29 protein-coding genes are annotated in these 22,022 nt (G+C 66.2%); 15 read left to right on the top strand and 14 right to left on the bottom strand.

The features are described 5' to 3' along the window. Positions 1 to 60 precede the first annotated feature (60 nt). The 4 genes from NUV79_RS01795 (at position 61) to NUV79_RS01780 (ending at position 3,553) form a co-directional block, all read left to right on the top strand. A complete protein-coding gene (locus tag NUV79_RS01795) occupies positions 61 to 609 on the top strand; it encodes a TRAP transporter small permease (RefSeq protein ID WP_257731361.1) in 549 nt (182 codons plus the stop codon). Between the two features lie 2 nt (positions 610 to 611). Next, positions 612 to 1,916 (top strand): TRAP transporter large permease, encoded by a 1,305-nt coding sequence (locus NUV79_RS01790; RefSeq protein WP_257731360.1) that lies wholly within the window; start codon positions 612 to 614, stop codon positions 1,914 to 1,916. Positions 1,917 to 1,951: 35 nt separating this feature from the next. Further along, positions 1,952 to 2,941, top strand: a complete 990-nt coding sequence (locus tag NUV79_RS01785; RefSeq protein WP_257731359.1) for a TRAP transporter substrate-binding protein — start codon at positions 1,952 to 1,954, stop codon at positions 2,939 to 2,941. Positions 2,942 to 3,022: 81 nt separating this feature from the next. Further along, on the top strand, positions 3,023 to 3,553 hold the full coding sequence (locus NUV79_RS01780) for a winged helix DNA-binding protein (RefSeq protein ID WP_257731358.1): 531 nt from the start codon (positions 3,023 to 3,025) through the stop codon (positions 3,551 to 3,553). Here NUV79_RS01780 and NUV79_RS01775 read toward each other — a convergent pair whose 3' ends face one another. Both NUV79_RS01775 and NUV79_RS01770 read right to left on the bottom strand, forming a co-directional pair. Continuing rightward, positions 3,554 to 4,108, bottom strand: a complete 555-nt coding sequence (locus NUV79_RS01775; RefSeq protein WP_257731357.1) for an SRPBCC family protein — start codon at positions 4,106 to 4,108, stop codon at positions 3,554 to 3,556. Beyond that, positions 4,105 to 4,428 (bottom strand): ArsR/SmtB family transcription factor, encoded by a 324-nt coding sequence (locus tag NUV79_RS01770; protein ID WP_257731356.1) that lies wholly within the window; start codon positions 4,426 to 4,428, stop codon positions 4,105 to 4,107. Before NUV79_RS01770 ends, NUV79_RS01775 begins: the two co-directional genes overlap by 4 nt. A gap of 136 nt (positions 4,429 to 4,564) precedes the next feature. Between NUV79_RS01770 and NUV79_RS01765 the strand changes: the two genes are divergently transcribed. Next, positions 4,565 to 5,467 carry a DMT family transporter gene (locus NUV79_RS01765; RefSeq protein ID WP_257731355.1) on the top strand — a complete coding sequence of 301 codons (903 nt, stop codon included), beginning with the start codon at positions 4,565 to 4,567 and terminating at the stop codon, positions 5,465 to 5,467. 24 nt (positions 5,468 to 5,491) lie between these two features. On the opposite strand, the gene NUV79_RS01760 is transcribed toward NUV79_RS01765, so the two are convergent. Next, positions 5,492 to 6,124, bottom strand: a complete 633-nt coding sequence (locus tag NUV79_RS01760) for a pyridoxamine 5'-phosphate oxidase family protein (RefSeq protein ID WP_257731354.1) — start codon at positions 6,122 to 6,124, stop codon at positions 5,492 to 5,494. 186 nt (positions 6,125 to 6,310) lie between these two features. On the opposite strand from NUV79_RS01760, the gene NUV79_RS01755 reads away from it, so the two are divergent. From NUV79_RS01755 to NUV79_RS01740, 4 genes are all read left to right on the top strand, one after another. Further along, positions 6,311 to 6,769, top strand: coding sequence for a hypothetical protein (locus NUV79_RS01755; protein WP_257731353.1), 459 nt, complete (start codon positions 6,311 to 6,313; stop codon positions 6,767 to 6,769). Between the two features lie 14 nt (positions 6,770 to 6,783). Further along, positions 6,784 to 7,449 (top strand): ribonuclease T2 family protein, encoded by a 666-nt coding sequence (locus tag NUV79_RS01750; protein WP_257731352.1) that lies wholly within the window; start codon positions 6,784 to 6,786, stop codon positions 7,447 to 7,449. A 63-nt stretch (positions 7,450 to 7,512) separates the two neighbouring features. Next, positions 7,513 to 8,364, top strand: coding sequence for a 23S rRNA (adenine(2030)-N(6))-methyltransferase RlmJ (locus tag NUV79_RS01745; RefSeq protein WP_257731351.1), 852 nt, complete (start codon positions 7,513 to 7,515; stop codon positions 8,362 to 8,364). A 36-nt stretch (positions 8,365 to 8,400) separates the two neighbouring features. Beyond that, positions 8,401 to 9,003: a glutathione S-transferase gene (locus tag NUV79_RS01740; protein ID WP_257731350.1), complete on the top strand. Its 603-nt coding sequence runs from the start codon at positions 8,401 to 8,403 to the stop codon at positions 9,001 to 9,003. Between the two features lie 159 nt (positions 9,004 to 9,162). Here NUV79_RS01740 and NUV79_RS01735 read toward each other — a convergent pair whose 3' ends face one another. Then, on the bottom strand, positions 9,163 to 9,810 hold the full coding sequence (locus NUV79_RS01735; RefSeq protein ID WP_257731349.1) for an outer membrane protein: 648 nt from the start codon (positions 9,808 to 9,810) through the stop codon (positions 9,163 to 9,165). Between the two features lie 374 nt (positions 9,811 to 10,184). On the opposite strand from NUV79_RS01735, the gene NUV79_RS01730 reads away from it, so the two are divergent. Next, positions 10,185 to 11,000 (top strand): glycosyltransferase family 2 protein, encoded by an 816-nt coding sequence (locus tag NUV79_RS01730; RefSeq protein ID WP_257731348.1) that lies wholly within the window; start codon positions 10,185 to 10,187, stop codon positions 10,998 to 11,000. After that, a complete protein-coding gene (locus tag NUV79_RS01725; protein WP_257731347.1) occupies positions 10,993 to 11,739 on the top strand; it encodes an SDR family oxidoreductase in 747 nt (248 codons plus the stop codon). The genes NUV79_RS01730 and NUV79_RS01725 overlap by 8 nt, the downstream gene beginning before the upstream one ends. A gap of 3 nt (positions 11,740 to 11,742) precedes the next feature. On the opposite strand, the gene NUV79_RS01720 is transcribed toward NUV79_RS01725, so the two are convergent. The 10 genes from NUV79_RS01720 to NUV79_RS01675 form a co-directional block, all read right to left on the bottom strand. After that, positions 11,743 to 12,372, bottom strand: a complete 630-nt coding sequence (locus NUV79_RS01720) for a 2-hydroxychromene-2-carboxylate isomerase (RefSeq protein ID WP_257731346.1) — start codon at positions 12,370 to 12,372, stop codon at positions 11,743 to 11,745. Between the two features lie 132 nt (positions 12,373 to 12,504). Further along, the gene (locus NUV79_RS01715) at positions 12,505 to 12,789 is read right to left on the bottom strand and encodes a hypothetical protein (RefSeq protein WP_257731345.1); all 285 of its coding nucleotides are present in this window, start codon (positions 12,787 to 12,789) and stop codon (positions 12,505 to 12,507) included. Positions 12,790 to 12,926: 137 nt separating this feature from the next. Then, positions 12,927 to 13,691 carry a peptidoglycan editing factor PgeF gene (gene pgeF / locus NUV79_RS01710; RefSeq protein WP_257731344.1) on the bottom strand — a complete coding sequence of 255 codons (765 nt, stop codon included), beginning with the start codon at positions 13,689 to 13,691 and terminating at the stop codon, positions 12,927 to 12,929. A gap of 50 nt (positions 13,692 to 13,741) precedes the next feature. After that, positions 13,742 to 14,833, bottom strand: a complete 1,092-nt coding sequence (locus NUV79_RS01705) for a class I SAM-dependent methyltransferase (RefSeq protein WP_257731343.1) — start codon at positions 14,831 to 14,833, stop codon at positions 13,742 to 13,744. Beyond that, the gene (gene lgt, locus NUV79_RS01700; protein WP_257731342.1) at positions 14,830 to 15,684 is read right to left on the bottom strand and encodes a prolipoprotein diacylglyceryl transferase; all 855 of its coding nucleotides are present in this window, start codon (positions 15,682 to 15,684) and stop codon (positions 14,830 to 14,832) included. Before lgt ends, NUV79_RS01705 begins: the two co-directional genes overlap by 4 nt. An 83-nt stretch (positions 15,685 to 15,767) precedes the next feature. Beyond that, on the bottom strand, positions 15,768 to 16,787 hold the full coding sequence (locus tag NUV79_RS01695; protein WP_257731341.1) for an NADP-dependent oxidoreductase: 1,020 nt from the start codon (positions 16,785 to 16,787) through the stop codon (positions 15,768 to 15,770). 141 nt (positions 16,788 to 16,928) lie between these two features. Beyond that, a complete protein-coding gene (locus NUV79_RS01690; RefSeq protein ID WP_257731340.1) occupies positions 16,929 to 17,507 on the bottom strand; it encodes a chloramphenicol phosphotransferase CPT family protein in 579 nt (192 codons plus the stop codon). Between the two features lie 102 nt (positions 17,508 to 17,609). Further along, positions 17,610 to 17,870 carry a hypothetical protein gene (locus tag NUV79_RS01685; protein WP_257731339.1) on the bottom strand — a complete coding sequence of 87 codons (261 nt, stop codon included), beginning with the start codon at positions 17,868 to 17,870 and terminating at the stop codon, positions 17,610 to 17,612. 41 nt (positions 17,871 to 17,911) lie between these two features. Then, positions 17,912 to 18,187, bottom strand: a complete 276-nt coding sequence (gene rpsU, locus NUV79_RS01680; RefSeq protein WP_257731338.1) for a 30S ribosomal protein S21 — start codon at positions 18,185 to 18,187, stop codon at positions 17,912 to 17,914. A gap of 138 nt (positions 18,188 to 18,325) precedes the next feature. Further along, positions 18,326 to 18,535, bottom strand: a complete 210-nt coding sequence (locus NUV79_RS01675) for a cold-shock protein (protein ID WP_257731337.1) — start codon at positions 18,533 to 18,535, stop codon at positions 18,326 to 18,328. Positions 18,536 to 18,640: 105 nt separating this feature from the next. Here NUV79_RS01675 and NUV79_RS01670 point away from each other — a divergent pair, with 105 nt between their 5' ends. From NUV79_RS01670 to moaD, 4 genes are all read left to right on the top strand, one after another. Beyond that, complete coding sequence (locus tag NUV79_RS01670; protein ID WP_257731336.1) at positions 18,641 to 18,862, top strand: hypothetical protein; 222 nt, start codon at positions 18,641 to 18,643, stop codon at positions 18,860 to 18,862. A gap of 91 nt (positions 18,863 to 18,953) precedes the next feature. Then, complete coding sequence (uvrC, locus tag NUV79_RS01665; protein WP_257731335.1) at positions 18,954 to 21,047, top strand: excinuclease ABC subunit UvrC; 2,094 nt, start codon at positions 18,954 to 18,956, stop codon at positions 21,045 to 21,047. Between the two features lie 66 nt (positions 21,048 to 21,113). Next, positions 21,114 to 21,725 carry a CDP-diacylglycerol--glycerol-3-phosphate 3-phosphatidyltransferase gene (pgsA, locus tag NUV79_RS01660; RefSeq protein ID WP_257731334.1) on the top strand — a complete coding sequence of 204 codons (612 nt, stop codon included), beginning with the start codon at positions 21,114 to 21,116 and terminating at the stop codon, positions 21,723 to 21,725. Continuing rightward, positions 21,722 to 22,015 carry a molybdopterin converting factor subunit 1 gene (moaD, locus tag NUV79_RS01655; RefSeq protein WP_257731333.1) on the top strand — a complete coding sequence of 98 codons (294 nt, stop codon included), beginning with the start codon at positions 21,722 to 21,724 and terminating at the stop codon, positions 22,013 to 22,015. Before pgsA ends, moaD begins: the two co-directional genes overlap by 4 nt. The last annotated feature ends 7 nt before the right edge of the window (positions 22,016 to 22,022 follow it).

The raw sequence follows: 22,022 nt of genomic DNA, 5'->3' as shown, positions 1-22,022 counted from the left end.
CATGCGAGCAACCCTGGCAACCGGGCGCAGCTGCGCTCCCATCGGATGGGAGCGCCTTCGATGATCCGTCGCGCACTCGATGTCCTCTACCTCGCCGCCGGCTACATCGCCGGTCTGTGCCTGATCGTGATCTTCGTCCTGATGATGCTGCTTTCGGTCGGGCGCGATATCAATTTCAACGTGCCGTCCGGCGACGACTTTGCCGGTTGGGCCTTCGCCGCCATGGCCTTCTTCGGCCTGGCGCATACCTTCAAGAAGGGCGAGATGATCCGGGTGGGCTTGCTGATCGAGCGCCTGCACGGGCGCGCGAAGAAGGCGGCCGAGCTGTTCGCCCTCACGGTCGCCGCGCTCTTCATCGGCTATTTCACCTGGCAGACTGGTAAGCTCGCCTATGATTCCTGGCAGTATTTCGACATGTCCACGGGCGTGGTGTCGGTGCCGCTCTGGATTCCGCAGCTCTCCCTCGTGCTTGGCCTCGGAACGCTCCTGATCGCGATCGTCGACGAGCTCGTCATCGTCCTGCGGACGGGCCGCCCGACCTACGAGCCCGAGCCGCCGAAATCGGTGGAGGAGCTGGTCGAGCGCGTCGCTCAGGGCGGAGGCGTCTGATCATGAGCCTACCCGTTCTCTCGCTCGTCCTGCTCGGCTTCCTCGTCCTCGTCCTCGGCTCCGGCATCTGGATCTCCGTCGGCCTCGGGCTCGTCGGCCTGCTCGCCATGTGGCTCGTCACCGACGTGCCGATCGGCCAGGTTCTGGCTACCACGGTCTGGAGCTCCGCCAGCGGCTGGACGCTGACGGCCTTGCCGCTCTTCATCTGGATGGGCGAAATCCTGTTCCGTACACGCCTGTCCGAGCAGATGTTCCTCGGGCTCTCGCCTTGGCTGCAATGGCTGCCCGGCCGGCTCATCCATACCAACATCGTCGGCTGCGGCATCTTCGCCGCCGTGTCTGGCTCCTCGGCGGCGACGGTCGCGACGATCGGCAAGATCTCGCTGCCTGAGCTTCAGAAGCGTGGCTATGACGAGAAGCTCAGCCTCGGCACGCTGGCCGGCTCCGGCACGCTCGGCCTGTTGATTCCGCCCTCGATCCCGATGGTGGTCTACGCGGTGACGGCGAACGTCTCCGTGCTGCAGGTCTTCCTCGGCGGCTTCCTGCCCGGCCTGCTCGTGATGGCGCTCTATATGGGCTACGTCATCATCTGGTCGCTGCTCAATCCGGACAAGACACCGCCGCGCGACCCCTCGATGCCGTTCAGGCAGAAGCTGCGGCAGTCGATGAAGCTACTGCCCTGCCTCGTGCTGATCGCCGCAGTCTTCCTGGCGCTGATCCTGGGCTTCGCCACGGCGACCGAATGCGCCGCCTGGGGCGTCAGCGGTGCACTGTTCCTGGCTTGGTGGAGCGGCACGCTGACCTGGAGGAAGCTCTTCGAGAGCATCATGAGCGCCACCCGCCTCACCTGCATGATCATGCTGATCCTGGCGGGCGCGGCCTTCTGCACGGCGGCGATGGCCTATACGGGCATCCCCGCCGCCCTGGCGGAATGGGTCAAGGGCCAGCAGCTCTCCACGCATATGCTCGTGCTGGCACTGACCTGCATGTACATCATCCTGGGCTGCCTGATCGACGGCATCTCGATGATCGTGCTCACCGCCGTCATCGTCCTGCCAATGGTCAAGGAAGCTGGCTTCGACCTCGTCTGGTTCGGTGTCTACCTCGTCATCCATGTCGAGATGGCGCAGATCACCCCTCCGGTCGGCTTCAATCTGTTCGTGCTGCAGAACATGAGCGGCAAGGACACCTGGACGATTGCGAAAGCGGCATTTCCGTTCTTCATTCTGCTGAACATCGCCGTCATCATCATCACCAGCTTCCCACAGATCGTGCTCTACCTGCCGAAGCTCGCCTTTCCAGACTGACCACAGAAGCCAACCACAAGAGAGGGACCAGCATCATGATCAACCGCAGGACTTTCACCACGGCCGCCTTCGCCCTCGGGGTCAGCGCGCTCGCCTTCGCCGCCCCGGCCTCCGCACAGACCAAATGGAACCTGCCCGCGGCCTACCCCGCCGACAACCCGCATAGCGAGAACCTCGTGCTCTTCGCCAAGGATGTCGAGGCCGCGACATCAGGCAAGCTCCAGATCACCGTCCATCCCGGCGCCTCGCTCTTCAAGGCGCCCGAGATCAAGCGCGCGGTGCAGTCCGGTCAGGCGCAGATGGGCGAGGTTCTGCTCTCGATCCACGAGAACGAGGACCCGATCTTCGGCGTCGACGTCGTTCCCTTCCTCGCGACCTCCTATCCCGATGCCATGAAGCTCTACAAGGCGTCGAAGGCCGCGATCGAAAAGAAACTCGACGCGCAGGGCATCAAGCTCCTGTTCATGGTCCCCTGGGCGCCGCAGGGCATCTACACCAAGAAGGACATCAACACCTTCGAGGACCTGCGCGGCCTGAAATGGCGCTCCTACAATGTCGGAACCTCGCGCCTCGGCGAAATCGCCGGCATGCAGTCGGTCACGATCCAGGCGGCCGAGCTGCCCCAGGCGCTGGCGACCGGCGTGGTCAACTCCTTCATGTCGTCCGGCGGCACCGGCTATGATTCCAAGGTCTGGGAATCGCTGACCCATTTCTACGACACGCAGGCCTGGATTCCGAAGGACGCGACCTTCGTGAACAAAGCCACCTTCAACGCGCTCGACAAGGCGACGCAGGACGCACTGCTCAAGGCTGCCGCGACCGCCGAGGAGCGCGGCTGGAAGATGTGGCAGGAGAAGGCCGGCTGGTATCTCGATCAGCTCAAGGCCAAGGGCATGAAGGTGCAGGCGCCCTCGCCCGCGCTCGCTTCCGGCTTCAAGAAGGCCGGTGAGCAGCTCACCGCCGACTGGCTGAAGAAGGCCGGCGCCGAAGGCCAGGCCATCGTCGACGCCTACAAGAAGATGTAACGGCGGCCTCAAGCCCAGTCCCGACGGGGTCTTCCTTTCCATAAGGAGAGGGAGACCCTGCTTCCGCTTCCGGATCGAACCGTGCCCGCATCGCCTCCTCCACCCGACGACCTCGGCCCGATCGTCTCCTCCGGCCATCTCGCGTCGGGAGCCCTGCCGGCGCTCTCGGAATTCGAGTTCGCACTCAGCATGACGGTCCATGCCTTCCACCGCTGGATCGTGCGCGGCATGGCGGCAGCCGGCATGCCCGATCTCTCGCCGCTCGACGTGCTCGTGCTGCACAACGTCAATCACCGCGGCAAGGCCAAGCGCCTCGCCGATATCTGCCTCGTCCTCAATATCGAGGACACGCATCTGGTGAACTACTCGCTGAAGAAGCTCGAGCGGCTGAAGCTGCTCAAGGGCGGCCGCAAGGGCAAGGAGAAGACCGTCGAGGTCACGCCGGCCGGCGAGGAGGCCTGCCGGCGCTATGCCCAGATCCGCGAGCAGCTCCTGGTCAAATCCGTCCGCGCCACCGGCGCAGACCCGGCCCGCCTGTCCGAGATCGCTGCCGCGATGCGCTCGCTCTCCGGCCAGTACGACCAGGCCGCGCGCGCAGCGGCGAGCCTCTGATCAGCTCTTGCCTGGCTCGGGCAGACCGGCATAACGACCGGCATAATCCGCATCGAGCGCCGCGAACCGCGACCAGAATCCGCGCCGCTTGCTGCCGTTGAGCACATCCTCCAGCAGGCCAAGATGCATATGCCAGCCGCCGGAGACGCTGGTCATCTCCGCCTTGCTGGGCAGCTTGCGATGCGTCAGCACCAGCAGGACCTTCTCGCCCTTCGGCAGAAGCTCGAACTCGACCTCCGATTCCGGCTCCCCGCCACCGCCCCAGGTGAAGGCTATGATCCGCGGCGGCTCGTAGCGCGTGATCGTGCCGGTCGAACGCACCCCGTTCTCGTGCACCTCGCGATAGGCTTCCGGCGGCGCCTCGTCGGTGATCTCGGAATGCTTGAACAGCATCTCCGTACGGCCACCGACCTTGAGGTCGAAGGCACCGGAGGCCAGCCATTGCCCCCGCTTCTCCGACTCGGTGAGATAGGACCAGACCCGCTCGACGGGCCCCGGCAGCAGGCGTTCGAAGCGCACCGCGCCACTTTCCAGCACGACACCATATTCGTTCATTCGGTCTCTCCCTCGCCCGGTTCGGGCTTTGCGAGTTCCTGTTCCAGGATATCGAGATGGCGCCCCCAGAAGCGCCGGACCTTGTCGAGCCAGGCGTCGAACGCTTCGAGCCCGGCCGGATCGAGCCGATAAATCCGCTGCTGTCCCCGGACCTCGACGGTCACCAGACCGGCCTCTCTGAGCACCTTGAGATGCTGCGAGATCGCCGGCGCGCTCGCGCTGAAGCGAGCTCCGATCTCTCCCGCCGACAACGCCCGCTCCCCCAGCATCTCGACGATGCTGCGGCGTGTCGGGTCAGCAAGGGCGGCGAAGCGATCCATGGGCTATAATTTCGTCATCTACTTAATTAAGTCAATGCTTAATATTTGGAGATCATGAGGCCATGCGGAAACGCGGATTGCCACGCGCACCGGACTCCGCCAGTGGTGACGCGCCTTTGGGACCCTTTCGCCTGCCATGACCGCCCGCAACGCCTCGCTCGCCGGCATCGCCATGATGCTGCTCGGCATCCTGCTGTTCTCGCTCAACGACGTGATGGGCAAATGGCTGGTCGCCACCTACACGGTCGGCCAGCTCTTGGTGGTGCGCAGCCTCGCGGCGCTCGTCGTCATCCTGCCCTTCGTCTTCAAGCAGGGCGTGCAGCGGACCTTGCAGCCGGAACGCCCCGGCCTGCAGGCTTTGCGCGTGCTGTTCTCCTCGGGCGAGGTCGCGCTCTTCTATCTCGCCGTCAGCTATCTGCCGCTCGCCGACACGATGACGATCTGGCTTGCCGCGCCGGTCTGGGTCGTGATCCTCGCCGCGCTCCTGCTGGGCGAGCGCATCGACGGGCGGCGCTGGCTCGCCATCGCGCTGGGCTTCGCCGGCGTCGCCATCTCGCTCAACCCGAGCGGCGCCAGCCTGTCGATGCCCGCGCTGATCGCGCTTCTCGGCAGCTTCCTCTTCGCCGCGATGATGATCGCCGGCCGCCAGCTGCGCGGCACGCCCGATGTCACGCTCGTCGCCTGGCAGACGCTCGGCGCCCTGCTGATGGGGCTGGCCCTCCTGCCCTTCGGCTGGGTGACGCCAAGCCTGAAGGATACCGCCCTGCTCGGCCTGCTCGGCATCGTCGCGATGGGCGCGCATATCTGCGTCACCCGCTCGCTCAAGCTCGCGGAAGCCTCGGTCGTCGTGCCCTATCAGTACACGCTGATCGTCTGGGCACTGGTCTTCGGCTGGTTCATCTTCGGTGACTGGCCGACGCCGGCCATGCTCTGCGGCGCGGCGCTGATCGTCGCGGCAGGCCTCCTCCTGCTCATCCTCGAACGCAAGTCCGCCACGGCGCCGGCGGTGCTCGAAGCGACCGGAGCCGGCGCGCCCTGACGGGAACGCCGCTGCCGAGCACCCTCAATAGAGGCGCGTGCGATAACCTTCCTCAAGATTGCGATCGGCCTCGTCGCCATCGACCGCCTTGGTCTGGTCGGCGATGATGCGGCCGAGCGTCGGGAAGGAGTGGCGCGGCACCTGCGTCGCCGGGTCCCACAGCTTCGAGCGGATCAGCGCCTTGCCGCAGTGGAAATAGGCTTCCTCGACCTCGACGATCAGGCCGGTCACCGGCGCGCGCTCCTGCATCGCGGAAGGCGCCAGAAGCTCCGCATCGCGGGTTGCCCGCCCCTTGCCGTTGACACGCAGGGTCTCGGGAATTCCAGGCACCATGAAGACGAGCCCGACGCCCGGCGCCGACATGATGTTCCCCAGTGAATCGACCCGGTTATTGCCGCGCCGGTCGGGGATCAGCAGGGTCTTGTCGTCGAGCACGCGCACGAAGCCCGGCCCGTCGCCGCGCGGGCTGGCATCGGCATTGCCCTGCGCGTCGCTACTTGCCAGCACGAGAAAGGGCGAGAGCGCGATGAAGTCCTTGCAGAACTGATCGAGCCGGCGCAGCACCTTGCCGGTCGCCAGCGGGTGCACCGGCCCGATATGGCCGCGCAGGGCGTCCGCGTCCTCGATGCGCGCAGCCGGATCGTCGAAGCAGTCCATGATGTCGTTTCCCCGTGTTTCTGCCGCCAATCTGTCCGATCGCAGCTCGGGACGCCAGCGCGGGCGGCTTCTGCCGGCCCGCCTTCGCCCGCATGGCGCCCTTGTCGCGCGCATGCGCCTTGACCGGTGACCGGCACATCGCCATCGTGCGCGGCATCTTCGCCCTCCCATACGAGGCCTGATTCGATGCGCCGCGCCCTGCTGCGAACCGCCCTTGTTTCCATCGCCTGCCTTGCGGGCTTCGCAGCCAACGCAGCGAATGGCCGCGTGGTCCATCCGCTGGACCGCGCGGAGAACCGCACTTTCGCGATGTACGGAAATCTTCCGGGCTGCGACGATCCGGCCGTGCTGAGCGAGGTCACCAACCGCTTCAATTCGCGCGAGAGCACATTCTGGGGGCCGCTCCAGGCTGTGTCCTATGACCGCATCGGGCAGATCGGTTTCCGCACCTGGGGTGACGATTTCATCCCACGGCGGTTCTGCAGCGGCCGCGTTCTGCTGAACGACGGCAAGTTCCGCCGCGTCGATTACTCCGTGCGCGAGAATCTCGGCCTCTTCGGCCTCACCTGGAACGTCAACTGGTGCGTTGGCGGCCTCGACCGGCAGCGCACCCACGCGCCCGATTGCAAGATGGCCCGCCCCTGATCGCAGGCTCTCCGATGTTGAAATCGCTGGCAATCGCGGCTCTGGCGCTGTTCGGCTTCGCCGGGGCCGGCCATGCGGAGGATTTCGGCCAGCGCGGCGGCACGCCGGGCGATTTCGACTTCTATGTGCTGGCCCTGTCCTGGTCGCCGGGCTTCTGCGAGCTCGATGGCGACCGTTCGCGCAATCGCGAGCAATGCGGCGAAGGCGCCGGCCTGCGCTTCGTCGTGCACGGCCTCTGGCCGCAGAATGAACGCGGCTATCCCAGCGAATGCGGCCCGGCCGGCCGCACACCCTCGCGGATCGCGATGGAGCAGGCCGAAGGCCTGTTCCCGACCGAGGGCCTCGCCCGCTACCAATGGCGCAAGCATGGGACCTGCACCGGCTCCAGCCCGAGCGAGTATTTTCGTGACGTCCGCCGCGCTCGCGAGAAGGTCGTGATTCCCCCGGTGCTGGCCAAGGCGGACCGCGACCAGACCTGGACCGCGATCGATCTCGAACGCGCCTTCGCCGCCGCCAACCCCGGTCTGCGCCCGGACATGATGTCGGTCGCCTGCAAGCGCGGCGTGCTGCAGGAGGTGAAGATCTGCATTACCCGGGATCTCCGCGACTTCCGCACTTGCCAACAGGTCGACCGCTCCGGCTGCCGCGCCCGTGAGTTCACTGTCGTCGCGCCGCGCTGAAGGCCGAGCCAGGCAGGACTTTGCCGCTTCCGGTCGGGAGCGGCTTCCTCTACCAACGGCGGCATGAACTATCGCCATGGCTTCCACGCCGGAAACTTTGCCGATGTGCTGAAGCATGTCGTGCTGACGCGCATCCTGCTGCATCTCAACGCCAAGCCGACGCCCTACCGCATCATCGACACGCATGCCGGCAGCGGCCGCTATGATCTCGATTCGGAAGAGGCTCTGCGGACGCATGAATGGAAGGACGGCGTCGCGCGGATCGACCGTTCGCCGCTATCCCCGGCGGTCGAGGCCCTGCTCGCTCCCTATCGCGCCGCGCTGGCAGGCGCTCGCGCGCTTTACGGCACCGGCGCCTATCCGGGGTCGCCCTGGCTCTGCCGCCACGCGATGCGGCCCGATGACAGATTGATCGCCGCGGAACTCCACCCCCCGACCTACAAGAAGCTTTCCGAGGCCATGGGCCGCGACAAGCGCTGTAAGCCACTCGCCATCGACGGCTGGACGGCGCTGCGGGCCAATGTGCCGCCCAAAGAGCGCCGCGGCCTCGTCCTGATCGACCCGCCCTTCGAGGAAAAGGACGAGTTCACGACGCTTGCCGACCAGTTCATCGCGGCGCATCGCAAATGGCCGACCGGAATCTACGCCCTCTGGTACCCGATCAAGGGGAGCAGCGGCATCGGATCCGCGATGGACGCAGTGCTCGATGCCGGAATCGGCCGGCTCCTGCGCCTCGAAATCGATGTCGACCGTCCGGAAGCCGCCGGCGGTCTCAGCGCGACCGGCCTCCTGATCGCCAACCCGCCCTGGCGGCTGGCCGAAGAGGCCGAAATCCTGCTGCCGGCGTTGACCGAGCGGCTCGCCCAAGGGCCGCGCCCGCGCTATCACTGCGAGACGATCCGCCCCGACGGCTGATCGATCAGTTGCCGCTCCGCCTCAAGGATATCGCCGATGCTCGTCCTGCGCTCCTCACCCGCCTCCCCGTTCGGCCGCAAGGTCAAGATGGCGGCCCTTGAACTCGGGCTGATGAGCAAGATCGAGATCGTGGCGGCGGATACGACCGATCCGGCGGAGGTATTGCGCCAGCAGAACCCACTCGGCAAGATTCCGACGCTGGTGCTGGAGGACGGCACGACGCTGTTCGATTCGCGCGTCATCGTCGACTATCTCGACCATCTCAGCGGCGGGAAGCTGATCCCCGGCGGCGAGGCGCGCTTCGTTCAGTTGCGCCTGCAGGCTCTCGCCGACGGCATCTGTGATGCGGCGCTGCTCAAGGTCTATGAAGGGCGTTTCCGCCCCGAGGAAGCCCGCAACGCCAATTGGGTCGCCCATCAGGACGGCAAGGTCTCACGTGGATTGGCCTCGCTCGAGGCGGCACCGCCGGCCTTCCCGGGGCGCCCGCGCGTTGGCGAAATCGCGCTCGCCTGTGCGCTGGGCTATCTCGACCTGCGCTTCGAAGGCTCCTGGCGCGCTGCTCATCCGAAGCTCGTCGCCTGGCTTGACGATTTCGCCGCCCGTGTCCCGGCCTTCGAGGAGACCCGCTTCAAGGGCTGATCCAGCCGAATGGCAGCGACACGTCCCGCAAATGGCGAAAGCCGGCGACCCGATTCGCCGGCTTTTTTCTTGAGCTCAGCCGGGGCATCCCCGGGCACAGGCAACAAAAAACCCGGTGGCCGAGGCCACCGGGTCCGTTCTGTCTCCGGGAGGAGAGAATCAGAACTTGTAGCTGAGACGGGCGCGAACGACCGAGAAGTCGGTGCCGATCTTGGTGTTGGCGCCGAGAATGTTCTTCTCGCCCAGGTCGACGTAGAGGTACTCGACGCCAGCGATGATGTTGTTGGTGACAGCGTACTCGAGGCCGGCGCCGACAGCGTAACCGCCGGTGTGGCTGCGATCCGACGAGAAGCCGATGCCCGGGATCGAGGTCTTCACGTTGCCGTAAGCCCAACCACCGGTGATGTAGGGCATGAACCGGTCGAAGGCGACGCCGACGCGAGCGCGGACGGTGCCGAAGTAGTCGGTCTTGACGTTGATCAGGCCGAGGTTGTTGCCGCTGCTGAGATCGGCAGCCTGCAGGTCAGCCTCGAGGCCGACGACGAACTGGCCCATCTGGTAGTTGTAGCCGACCTGGCCACCGCCGACGAAGCCGTCGAGATCGCCGACATTGGCGAAGCCGTTGGCGTTCACGTTGCCCCAGCCGTAGCCGGCGTTGGCGCCGACGTAGAAGCCGGTCCAGGTGAAGGCGGGAACGTAGACCGGAGCCACAACCGGGCCCTTGCGCGACGGCAGGTCAGCGGCCGAAGCGGCGCCAGCGGCGACGAGACCGAGCGCGGCAACGCTCGCAAGCAGATACTTCTTCATGACAAACTCCTTAGTCGTCGCTGTCGCCGGCAAACCCGGCGGTTGATTTCGATGAACCCGTTATAAGACCGGGAGCCGGCTTTGTCTGTTGCATCGGAAGCACATCTGCCTTGCAGACCGCGGCAGAAATGCGGCACGAATGCGATAACTGAACGCAAATAGGTAAAACCAGGTTAACCAACCAGCGACTAGCCACCATGGTAAATCGAATACTAACAGTATTTCGACCCCACGCCGCCCTAGGAACATGGCCCGGCCTACAAACGCGGCTGCTTTCCCAAGGTTCCCGCGGCGATTGCGGCTTTTTTCGCCTGCCTTGCCGCTCCGTCCCGCCCGTGCTTAAGCCTTGAGACGACAGGAACCGAAGAAGAACCGTGCCGCCCCTCTCGATTTTCATCATCGCCCAGAACGAGGCAGACCGGATCGGCCGGACCATCGAAGCGGCGCGGGCGCTGAGCGATGACATCGTCGTGGTCGATTCCGGATCGAGCGACGGCACCCAGGCCCTGGCCGTGTCGCTCGGCGCCCGCGTCATCTTCAATGCCTGGCCCGGCTACGGCCAGCAGAAGCGCTTCGCCGAGGACCAATGCCGCCACGACTGGCTGCTGAATCTCGACGCCGACGAGGTCGTCCCCCCGGATCTGGCCGCCGAGATCGTCGCTCTCTTCGCCAAGGGCTCGCCGGCAAGCGACGCTTATAAGGTAAGAATCGCCGAGATATTTCCCGGCGAAGGCGCGCCGCATCGATTCGCCTATGCGCTCGCCCCCGTGCGCCTCTACCGCAAGAGCAAGGGCCGTTACTCAGCCTCTCCCGTGCATGATCGCGTCGATCTCGCGCCGGATGCGCGGGTCGGGCGTCTGCGCGGCACCGTGCATCATTTCTCCGTCCGCTCGCTCGGCGAACAGATGGACAAGCTCAACGCCTATAGCGATGCGCAGGCTGACGATCTCGATGCGCGCGGCGGCACGCTTTCCGTCTTCCGGCTGGTCGCTGAATTCCCCGCCAATTTCCTGAAGGCCTATATCGGGCGGCGCCATGCGCTGCGCGGCATCTACGGTTTCATGACCGCGATGAACTACGCCTTCTATCGTTATCTGCGCGTCGCCAAGCACTGGGAGCGTCGCCTCAAGCGGCGCGCTTCGGTCCAGACACCGACGTACCCAACGAATCGCGGTGGCCGCGATGGCTGAAGTCGCACTCGTCACCGGCGGAGCCCGCCGAATCGGTCGCGCCATCGTCGAGAAGCTGGCGAGCGCCGGCTATGCGGTCGCGATCCACCACCGCGACAGCCACGAGGATGCCGAAGCTCTGTTGAGGCAACTCGAGGCGAGCGGGGCGAAGGCCTGCCTTCTGACCGCCGATCTCGTCGATCCCGCGGCGGTAGCGACCCTGATCCCCGCTGCGGAGGCAGCGCTCGGTCCCGTCACGCTTCTCGTCAACAATGCCGCGAGCTTCGTCGCCGACGATGTCCGCTCGCTCGACATCGCCACCTGGAACCGCCAGTTCTCGATCAACCTGCGCGCCCCGTCGCAACTGGTGGGCATCATGGCGGAGCGCCTGCCCGCCGATGCGACAGGCGCCGTCGTCAATATCGTCGATCAGCGCGTCTGGAAACTGACGCCGCAATATTACTCCTACACCCTGACCAAGGCCGCGCTGCTCACCGCGACCCGAACGCTGGCGCAGGCGCTGGCTCCGCGCATCCGCGTCAATGCCGTCGGCCCCGGCCCGACCTTCCCGAATGCCTATGACGGCGCGGACCGGCTGGAGCAGGAAGCCGCGGGCACCCTGCTCGGGCGCAGGATAGCGCCTGAGGAAATCGCCGAGGCCGTTCTCTATCTCGCCCGCGCCAGCTCCGTGACGGGCCAGATGACCGCCGTCGATGCCGGGCAGCATCTCGGCTGGCGTACGCCCGACATCATCGGCTGAAGTTCAGAGAGCGCCCTCGACGCGATACGGCGCGCGGCCGCTGGCAAGCGCCGCATCCAGCAGGTCAAGCCGATCCTGCCCCCAGAACACCTCGCCATCGAGCACATAGCTCGGTGCGCCGAAGACACCGGCCTCGACGGCCTGGCCCAGTGTCTCCTCGTAGCGGAGCTTGACCGAAGCCCCCTCGGCCGCATCGAGCAAGGCCGTCCCGTCGAGACCGGCCCGCGCCGCGCAGGCCAGCAGCGCCTCGGGGCGGCTCATGTCCTCGTCCCGCGCCCACAAGCCGGCCATCACATCGCTGATGAAGGCGAAGGGATCGCCGCCCTCGGCCCGGATCGCGATCGTCATGCGGTCGGCCAATGACGGGTCGAAGGGAAAATGCTTCGGCTGGAGCACGAGCGGCAAGCTCCGCGCCGCGCGCCAGCGCTGGAGATCGAGCAACCGATATCGTTGCCTGACCGGATGGCGCTTCGGCAGCGGCAAACCGCCCGTCTCGTCGAACACTGAGCGCAGCGGCATCGGCCGATAGTCGACCCCGCAGCCATGCCGCCGGGCGATCTCGTGAAAGGCCGCATTGCCGAGATAGGTCCAGGGCGAGTGCAGCGAGAAGTAATAGGTGATCGAACGGGACAAGATCGCCTCGCGGGCTTTTGCAGACAGCGCAAGCATCGCCGCCGCTCGGCCCTTCGTGCAAGGCCGCTGCCGTGCGCCTTGCGCAGCCCGGCCCCGCGAGGAGCCGGAATTCATGAGAACGCTAGAGGCCGATCAGGCGGCCTTGTTCTTCAGCGCCCCGATGATCGCGGTGAGGATCGCTCCGCCGGCGCCGCCCGAGATCAGGTTGGTCAGGATGCCGCCGACGCTGAGATTGCCGCCCTGCGCCGCCGCGCTGATCGCGGGCAGCAGGATCGGGATCAGTTGTCCGAGCACACCGCCGCCGACGAGGCCGGAAATCGTGTTGCCGATCGTGCCGAGATCGAAGCTCGGGCTGGCCTTGCCGGCCGCGTTGCCACCGATCGCACCTGCGATCAGGTTTATCAGGATCTGTTCCATCTCGGCCCCCTGCATCTCGATGCATCGCCCGAAGAACACGTGCCTGAAGGGAGCGATGCGTCCCCCGGCCAGAGGAACGATGCTCCCACCGGAGCCATGCGACAAGCCGCCGCACTGCTCCGTCAACCGCAATCTGTTCAGTCGAGAGCGATCGCCGCGATCAGGCGGCCGTAATCGGGCTCGCCGCGATGCGTGGTGCGCCGATAGCTGAAGAAGCGCTGCTCGTCGCCATAAGTGCACAGACCCATGTCGACGAAGCGGCCGATTCCCGCCTCCTGCGCCTTGAGCCCGATGAAGGCCGGCAGGTCGAACATCGCATGCGCGGCACGCTCGGACGGCGTGAAGAAGCGCGAGTAGGTCCGGTTTTCCGCCTTGAAGCGCTCGATGAATTCCGGCCCGACCTCATAGGCCTTGGCACTGATCGTCGGCCCAAGCACGGCTGTGATGCGCTCGCGCCGGGCGCCGAGCTTCTCCATTGCCGTCACCGTCGCGCCGACGATGCCTGTAAAGGCGCCCTTCCAGCCGGAATGGGCGGCGCCGATCACGCGCGCCTCGCCATCGGCGAAAAGAATCGGTCCGCAATCGGCGGTGGAGACGCCGAGCGCGACATGTGGGGCGGTGGTCACCATGGCATCCGCCTTCGGGCGGTCCCCCGGCCATGGGCCCGTCACCACCTCCACATCGGCGGAATGGACCTGATAGAGGCTGATCAGGTTTTCCGGCGCGACTTCGAGATGGCGGGCTATCCGTGCCCGGTTCTCCGTGATCGCCGCCGAATCGTCGGCAGAACCGAGCCCGCCATTCAGCGAAGCGTAGATTCCGGTCGAGGCCCCGCCCTCTCGGGTGAAGAACGCGTGACGGATACCGGCTTCTCCGGCGAGTTCGCGGGCGGTGATGAACATGGGCGTGGCGGTCCGGTTCTGGCGCGAGGCCGCGAATGGCCCCGCTGAAATCAGCCCTGATCTGGCAGCCGATGAAGGTCAAATCCGGGCAGAGGCGGCAGGTTCCGCTGCGATAGCGCGAGAACCTTGAACAAATCGCCCATGCCGGTCTCGCCTTGCGCGATCAGGCGATCGAAGGCATCGGAGATCGCCGCGCGCTGGTCGGCGCTCGCCTTGAGCGACAAGGACTGCGCCCGCTGCGGCAACCCCAGCGCGACCAGGAAATCGCGCTGCGTCGCCGGCCCGTGCAAGGCGGCGCCCGCCTTGAGGGCGGCCTGCCCCATCCGCTCGAAATCGACATGGACGGTCAAATCCGCCTCGCCGGGCTCGGCGAGCAGCGCGACGAATTCATGCCGCTTCATCGCCTGCAGCGTATCGCCGAAGCCCGAGCGCACCGAGCCGTAATCGATGAACAGCGCGGCACCACCGGCCGAAGCGAGATGGCCGGCGAGTTGCGCGACGATGTCGAGCGCAATGGCAGGCTGCTCGAACACGGAACCGACCGGAGCCGCGATTCGCAGCGCATCCTCACTTGCGGCAGCAAGACCGAAAGCGAGATCGCCGTCATCGCGGAGCCCGACCAGTCGCTCGCGCCAGCCCTCGGGCGTCATCACGAACTGGTCGAGCGGCAGGGCGTCGAGGAACTCGTTGGCGACCGCGATCACCGGGCCATCGAGCGCGCCGGCAACCGTGTCGTGCCAGACCGGCTCAAAGCCTTTCAGCACGGCAGCCTGTCTGCCGCGCAGCACGGGGCTGGTCTCGACGAGATGGGCGGAGAGTGCCGCATGGAAGCCGGGAACGATCCGCGTCGCCCGGAGCATGTCGGCCATCAGCGTGCCGCGCCCGGGCCCGAGCTCGATCAGGCGGAAGCGTGCCGGCGCGCCCATCGCCTGCCAGGCATGGGCCGCCCAGAGCCCGATCAATTCGCCGAACATCTGGCTGATCTCAGGCGCAGTGGTGAAGTCGCCCTCAGCCCCGAGCGGATCGCGCGTCATGTAATAGCCATGGCGGGGATGGCCGAGCGCCAGCGCCATGTAGCGGCCGATGCCGATCGGCCCCTCCTGCCGGATCAGATCGACGATCTCGGCCTTGAGCGTGGTCACGCCCGCGCCTCGCCCGGCACCTCGCGCTTGCTGCGCAGCACCAGCCACAGGCCGGCGAAGAACACCGGCAGCGAGAGCAGCATGCCCATGGTGATGCCGCCCGAGAGCGCATCGACCGATGTCCCGAACAGGAAGCCGAGCTGCGGATCGGGCTCGCGGAAGAACTCGCAGACGATCCGCGCGACCGCATAGCCCATGCCGAAGACGCCGGCGACGAAGCCCGGCCGCCTGAAGCCGCCGAACCGGACCAGCACGTTCACGAGAATGAACAGCAGCAGGCCCTCGCCAAAGGCCTCGTAGAGCTGGCTCGGATGGCGCGGCAGCGGCCCGCCATTCGGGAAGACCATCGCATAGGGGAAATCAGGCGCCGGCCGGCCCCAGAGTTCGCCATTGATGAAATTGGCGATGCGCCCGAGCAGGAGGCCGATCGGCACCACCGCGGCGGCGAGATCGAACACCGACAGCGCCGGATAGCCGCGCCGCTTCGCGAAGAGCCATAGGCCGAGCGTCGCGCCGATCAGACCGCCATGGAAGGACATGCCGCCCTGCCAGATCGCGAAGATGTCCTGCGGGCGTTCGAGATAGCGCGCGAGATCGTAGAACAGCACGAAGCCGATGCGCCCGCCGAGCACCACGCCGAAGGCGACGAAGAGCAGCATGTCGTCGAGCTCGATGGCTTGAGGCCGCGCCCGCCCGCCCCACAGGCCATCGGCGGCGACCAACTTGCGCGCATACCACCAGCCACCAAGCAGCCCGACGACATAGGCGAGCCCGTACCATTTGATCGCCAAGGGCCCGAGCTGCACCGCGACGGGATCGATCATCGGGAAGGGAATGGCGAAGACGGGCATGGCAAAGTCCGGTGGCGGGCGCGGCGAGATGGCCGCGCGCCCGCTGAATGGTCAAGGAAAAAGGCTGGCGCGTGGCGCCCCTCTCAAAGCTTGACGATCAGCTTGCCGAAATTCCGGCCTTCCAGCAGGCCAATGAAGGCCTCCGGCGCGTTCTCCAGCCCGGTCACGATATCTTCCTTGTATTTGACCGCGCCCTCCGCGATCCAGCCAGCCATCTCCTCCCGGAAGGTCGGCCCCTGCGCTGCCGCGAATTCGCGCTGGATAAAGCCCCGGATGGTCAGGCTCTTCGACAGCACCTGCCGCATCATCCCCGGCAAGCGGTCCGGCCCCGGAAATTCGCCGCTCGCATTGTAATGCGCGACGAGTCCGCAGACCGGAATGCGCGCGAAGGTGTTGAGCAGCGGGAAGACCGCATCCCAGACATGGCCGCCGACATTCTCGAAATAGACGTCGATGCCATCCGGGCAGGCGGCAGCGAGCTTCGCCGCCATCTCGGGATCGCGATGGTCGATCACGGCGTCGAAACCGAAGGTGTCGCGCACGAAGGCACATTTCTCGGGGCCGCCGGCAATGCCGACTGCCCGCGCGCCCTTGATCCTGGCGATCTGCCCCACGGCAGAACCGACCGGCCCACTCGCCGCCGCGACCACGACCGTCTCGCCCGGCTTCGGCTGGCCGATGGTGAGCAGGCCGGCATAGGCGGTGAAGCCGGGCATGCCGAGCACGCCGAGCGCCGTGGTCAACGGCGCTGCTTTCGGGTCGAGCTTGCGCAACTGGGCGGCATTGGCGACCGCGTAGGACTGCCAGCCGGAATGGGAGAGCACGATGTCGCCCGGCTTGAAGGCCGGATCACGGCTCTGGATCACCTCGCCGACGGTCCCGCCTTCCATGGGCTGCCCGATCTCCGTCGCGGCCGCATAGGACTTCGCCGCGCTCATTCGCCCGCGCATGTAGGGGTCGAGCGAGAGATAGAGAATCTTGAGCAGCACCTGCCCCTCGGCGGGCGCCGGGATCGCGGCATGCTCCAGCCGGAAATTCTGCGGCGCCGGACGCCCCTCGGGCCGGGAAGCGAGAACGATGCGAACGCTGTCGGACTGGGACATGGGTTTCGATCCTCGTAGTGAATGGCGCAGGCCAGTGTCCTCATATTGGCTCGGCCCGAAGCGATCGGCAGTCCCCTCGCCCTGCATTCGCAGCCAACGCAAACGCGTCGACGACATGGCGACCTGGTCGTCGAACCTGGCTCAGCCGCCGTCGCGACGCTCGCGCAACCTTTCGAAGGCAGACGGCAGCAAACGCGCCCGCCATGCCGCGATGACGGCGTCGGCATTGGCGTCCCGATCCTGCATCGCATCCACCTCGGCATCGTAGAGGCAATAGGAATGAATGCGGTAGAAGTCGCGCCGAGCATCGCCGATCGGCCTGTCGCCGCGCTCACGCTCGCGTCGTTCCAATTCCTCTAGCGCGCAATGCACCCCGACGAAGAACACGTCATGGCCGGCGAGCGTATCGGCCAGTCGCAGCAGCCAGGCCTCGCTCTCCATGATGTTCTCGACGATCAGGTCGTTGCCGGCCTCGACATAGGCCAGCAGCGAGCGTTCGAAGCCGAGGAAGAAGGCTTCCCGCATGGCTCGCCAATCGAACTCACCGCTCTTGATCCGGGCGCTCGGCAGCACGCCGGCATCGCGCAGGTGATCGATCGAGATATGCCAGAACGGAGTATCGATCCGCGCCTGGATGGCGCGAGCGACTGAAGACTTGCCGCTGCTCGACGCGCCGTTGAGCAGGATGATGCGGCCGGGTGCCGGAGAGGAATCGTTCATGACACGCGTTCTCCCGGCAAAGCGCAGGCCCCGTCGGCAGAAACGCAAACGGGCGGCACATCCTGATGGCCGCCCGTCCGAAACCTCGTCAAGGGAAGAACGTCAGAGCGCCTTCGCGGCGGCTCGGCTCGGGCGCTTCGAAGCGACCTTGCGAACCGGGGCGGCCGCCTTGGCAGCGGCCTCCGCGGCGTCCCGGGCCAGCCGCAGCGCCCGCAGCTTCTCGGTCTTGAGGCGGGCCTGACCGGCCTCATCCTCGAGCGCCTGCCACGCATCGAGCGCGTCCTGGCGGCGCTGCTCGGTCGCCGAGACGGCCTCCTGCGCGCGGGCAGCGATCTCGTCCAGCTTCATGCTGCGGCTCGACATGCGAAACTCCTGCTCAACGGCGCGGATCGGCCTTCCGTCGATCAGACGGCAGACGGCGGACGCGGGGCGCCAGGACGGGCCTTGCCGGCCGGCAGCTTGCGCTTCGGCGCCGGCAGCAGGCCTTCGCGCTGCGCCTGCTTGCGGGCGGCCTTCTTGGCGCGACGAACCGCCTCGCCCTTCTCCCGGGCCCGGCGCTCGGACGGCTTCTCGAATTCGCGACGCTGCTTCATCTCGCGAAACACGCCTTCGCGCTGCAGCTTCTTCTTCAGGACGCGCAGCGCCTGCTCGACATTGTTGTCCCGAACGAGAACTTGCATGGTCATCCTTTCCAGAAAGCACAAAGGGCCGGGCTTGTTGGTCCCGACCCTCCATCAACCGCTTGTGCGAAACGTCGTGTCGTGGCGCCGGTACGTCCGTGGTCGCCTCAAAGCGTCGTCGTTCCGCCTCCAGGCGGCTTATTCGGCCCGCAGGTTGTCGGCCGAGCTCTTGCCCGAACGCTTGTCCTGGACGATCTCGTAGGAGATCTTCTGGCCGTCGCGCAGATCGCGCATGCCAGCGCGCTCGACAGCGCTGATATGGACGAACACGTCCTGCCCGCCATCGTCAGGCTGAATGAAACCGAAACCCTTGGTGGCGTTGAACCACTTGACCGTACCAGAAGCCATCTGAGCCTCCCGCAAACATGCTTATCCAAGCCCCATGGAAAACATGCGGCGGCGAATTCGATCAGAGGAAGAAAATCATCAGCGTGTCGCGCTCAAGAGGCGCGAATGGCCAAGTCATCAGGCCTAAATCGAGACCAAGAGATAGGCTCCGACTACCCCGATGTCAAATCGACAACAACGATGCCGCTGCCGGAAAACGAAAATGACCGGCCTGAACAACCAAGAACAACCGTGGAAGACGATCGCCGCGCTCAGCTTCACATCGGTTTTATCAGGCGGATCACGACCGTTCATTCGACGCAGGAAACCGCACCTCTCCTGACATGACGAAGTGGCTCCGGCATCCTACATGGAGGCCGAGACAACGCAGGCCCAAGACGGCGCAGGCAAGACGACGCGGGATAGAGTACGCAAGCGCATGAGTCGCGAACGCCAGGACGATCTGCCGCAGGACGAGTTCGAGGACGAGGAGGACACCCTCCCCGGCGCCGAGCCCGCGCTCGCCCTCGCGGAAGCCGCGCCCGGCGCGCTCAAGGCCGGCATCGAGGTCATCCAGCAATTCGCGAAGCACCTGCCGAACCGGCCCGGCGTCTACCGGATGTTCGATCGCGCCGGCGAGGTGCTCTATGTCGGCAAGGCAAAGAGCCTGAAGAACCGCGTGACCTCCTATGCCCGCGGCATGGCGCATACCAACGCCGTCGCCCGGATGATCGCCGAGACGGCGAATATGGAGTTCGTCACCACCGGCACCGAGACCGAGGCTTTGCTGCTCGAGTCGAACCTGATCAAGCAGCTCCGGCCGCGCTACAACGTGCTGCTGCGCGACGACAAGTCGTTCCCCTATATCCTGCTGACCGGCGACCATGACGCGCCCGCGATCCTGAAGCACCGCGGCTCGCGCCAGCGCAAGGGCGACTATTTCGGCCCCTTTGCCTCGGTCTGGGCGGTGACCCGCACCATCGACGCACTGCAGAAGGCCTTCCTGATCCGCACCTGCGCGGATTCCTTCTACGAGAACCGCACCCGCCCCTGCCTGCTCTTCCAGATCAAGCGCTGCGCCGGCCCGTGCACCGGCGAAATCTCGATTCCCGAATACCAGGCGCTCGCCGGCCAGGCCCGCGACTTCCTCTCCGGCCGCTCCTCGACGGTGAAGCAGCTGCTCTCCGCCCGGATGCAGGAAGCGGCGGAAGAGCTCGAATTCGAGAAGGCGGCGCGCTATCGCGACCGCCTTGCCGCGCTTTCGGCCGTGCAGGCCGGGCAGGACATCAACACGCAGGGCGTCGAGGAAGCCGACGTCTTCGCCATCGACGAGCAGGCCGGGCAGTTCTGCGTCGAGATCTTCTTCTTCCGCAATCACCAGAACTGGGGCAACCGCGCCCTCTTCCCGCGCGCCGACCGCTCGCTGACGCCGGCCGAGGTTCTGGCCTCCGTCGTCGCCCAGTTCTACGACGACAAGCCGCCGCCGCGCCTCGTGCTGCTCTCGCATCCGGTCGAGGAGATCGAATTGATCGGGCAGGCACTGTCGGCCCGCGCCGGCCGCAAGGTCGAGGTGGCCCATCCCAAACGCGGCGAGCGCGCCGACCTGATGGCCCATGCCGTCAAGAACGCTCGCGAGGCCCTCTCCCGCAAGCTCGCCGACAATGCCGGCCAGAGCGCGCTGCTCGCTGCGCTCGGCGCCGCCTTCGGCATGGAGGCGGCCCCGCGCCGCGTCGAGGTCTACGACAACTCGCATATCATGGGCACGAACGCGGTCGGCGGCATGATCGTCGCCGGCTCGGACGGCTTCATGAAGAACCAGTACCGCACCTTCAACATCTCGACCGAAACCATCGCCGGCGACGATTTCGGCATGATGCGCGAGGTGCTGACGCGCCGGTTCGCCAAGCTGGCGAAAGAAAGCGGCATCGCCCTTGATCCGATAACCGAGGAGCATCCCCCGGCCGACGACGAAACCGGAGCGATCATTCTCCAGGATGCGCCCGACCGCGCGATGAAGGACGAAGCCCCGCGGAAGAAGCCCCGCAAGGCGGCGAAACCGCGCAAGGACGAGGACGGCTTTCCGTCCCGCCCCGACCTCGTCATCGTCGACGGCGGCAAGGGCCAGTTCACCGCCGCGCTCAAGATCATGAAGGACCTCGGCGCGGCCGACATCCCGCTCGTCGCCATCGCCAAGGGCGAAGACCGCAACGCCATGCGCGAGACCTTCCACATGGAGGGCAAGGAGCCCTTCAAGCTGCAGCCTCGCGACCCTGCGCTCTATTTCATCCAGCGCCTGCGTGACGAGGCGCATCGCTTCGCCATCGGCACCCACCGCGCCAAGCGCAAGCGCGAGACGATGAAGAATCCGCTCGACGAGATCCCCGGCATCGGCCCCTCACGCAAGCGCGCGCTGCTGCTGCATTTCGGCACGGTGAAGGCGATCCAGCGCGCCAAGCTCGACGACCTCATGCGCACGCCGGGCGTGAATGCCGCGACTGCCAAGGCTGTGCATGATTTCTTTCACGATGCTTGAAAGTTCTGCCACATTCACGCGGTTGCGTGTTGACGCTGCGACGACCGGCTTGCTTTGGTGCATCTCGTGACGATTCTTCCAGACGCCATCAGGCGGCGCGGCCCCTGGTCGCTGCCCAATCTCCTCACCTACGGGCGGATCCTGGCGATCCCGGCCCTGGTGGCGATCCTGTTCTGGCCGCGGGACGACTGGATGCGCTGGCTCGCGCTCGGCATCTACACCGTCGCCGCCATCACCGATTATCTCGACGGCTACATCGCCCGTGCCTGGAGCCAGCAATCGGCGATCGGCCGCATGCTCGATCCGATCGCCGACAAGCTGCTCGTCGCCGCCCTGCTGCTGATGCTGGTCTATACCGGCCAGATCGAGGGCTGGACGCTCTGGGCCGCGATCGTGATCCTCTGCCGCGAAATCCTGGTCTCGGGCCTGCGCGAGTTCCTGGCCGATCTCAAGGTCAGCGTCCCCGTCAGCAAGGTCGCGAAGTGGAAGACGACGGCGCAGCTCTTCGCGCTCGGCTTCCTGATCGCCGGTCCGGCCGGCGACAAGGTCCTGCCCGGCAACACCACCATCGGCATCGTCCTGCTCTGGGCCGCTGCCGGCCTGACGATCTATACCGGCTGGGACTATTTCAACGCCGGCATCCGCCATCTCGTCGCGGAAGACGAGCGCGCGCCATGAGCACCGCGACAGCGACCGCCGCGGCGGGCACACGCCCGGTCCGCATCGTCTATTTCGCCTGGGTGCGCGAGCGCGTGGGCCTGCCCGAGGAAACGCTCGATATTCCCGCCGATCTCGCCACCATCGCCGATCTCGTGCGCTGGCTGAAGGCCCGCGGCGAGGGCTACGAGGCTGCCTTCGCCGACGCGACAATCGTGCGGGCAGCGCTCGACCATGTCCATGCCAAGCCTCAGGCCCGGCTGGGCCAGGCCCGCGAGATAGCCTTCTTTCCGCCAATGACCGGCGGCTGAGGCCGTG

The organism is Allobosea sp. 47.2.35, from assembly GCF_024655635.1.
In the GTDB taxonomy this organism is placed as follows: Bacteria; Pseudomonadota; Alphaproteobacteria; order Rhizobiales; family Beijerinckiaceae; genus Allobosea.
The sequence above is the reverse complement of the archived record's forward strand: the minus strand, read 5'-3'. Positions and strand labels throughout refer to the sequence as shown.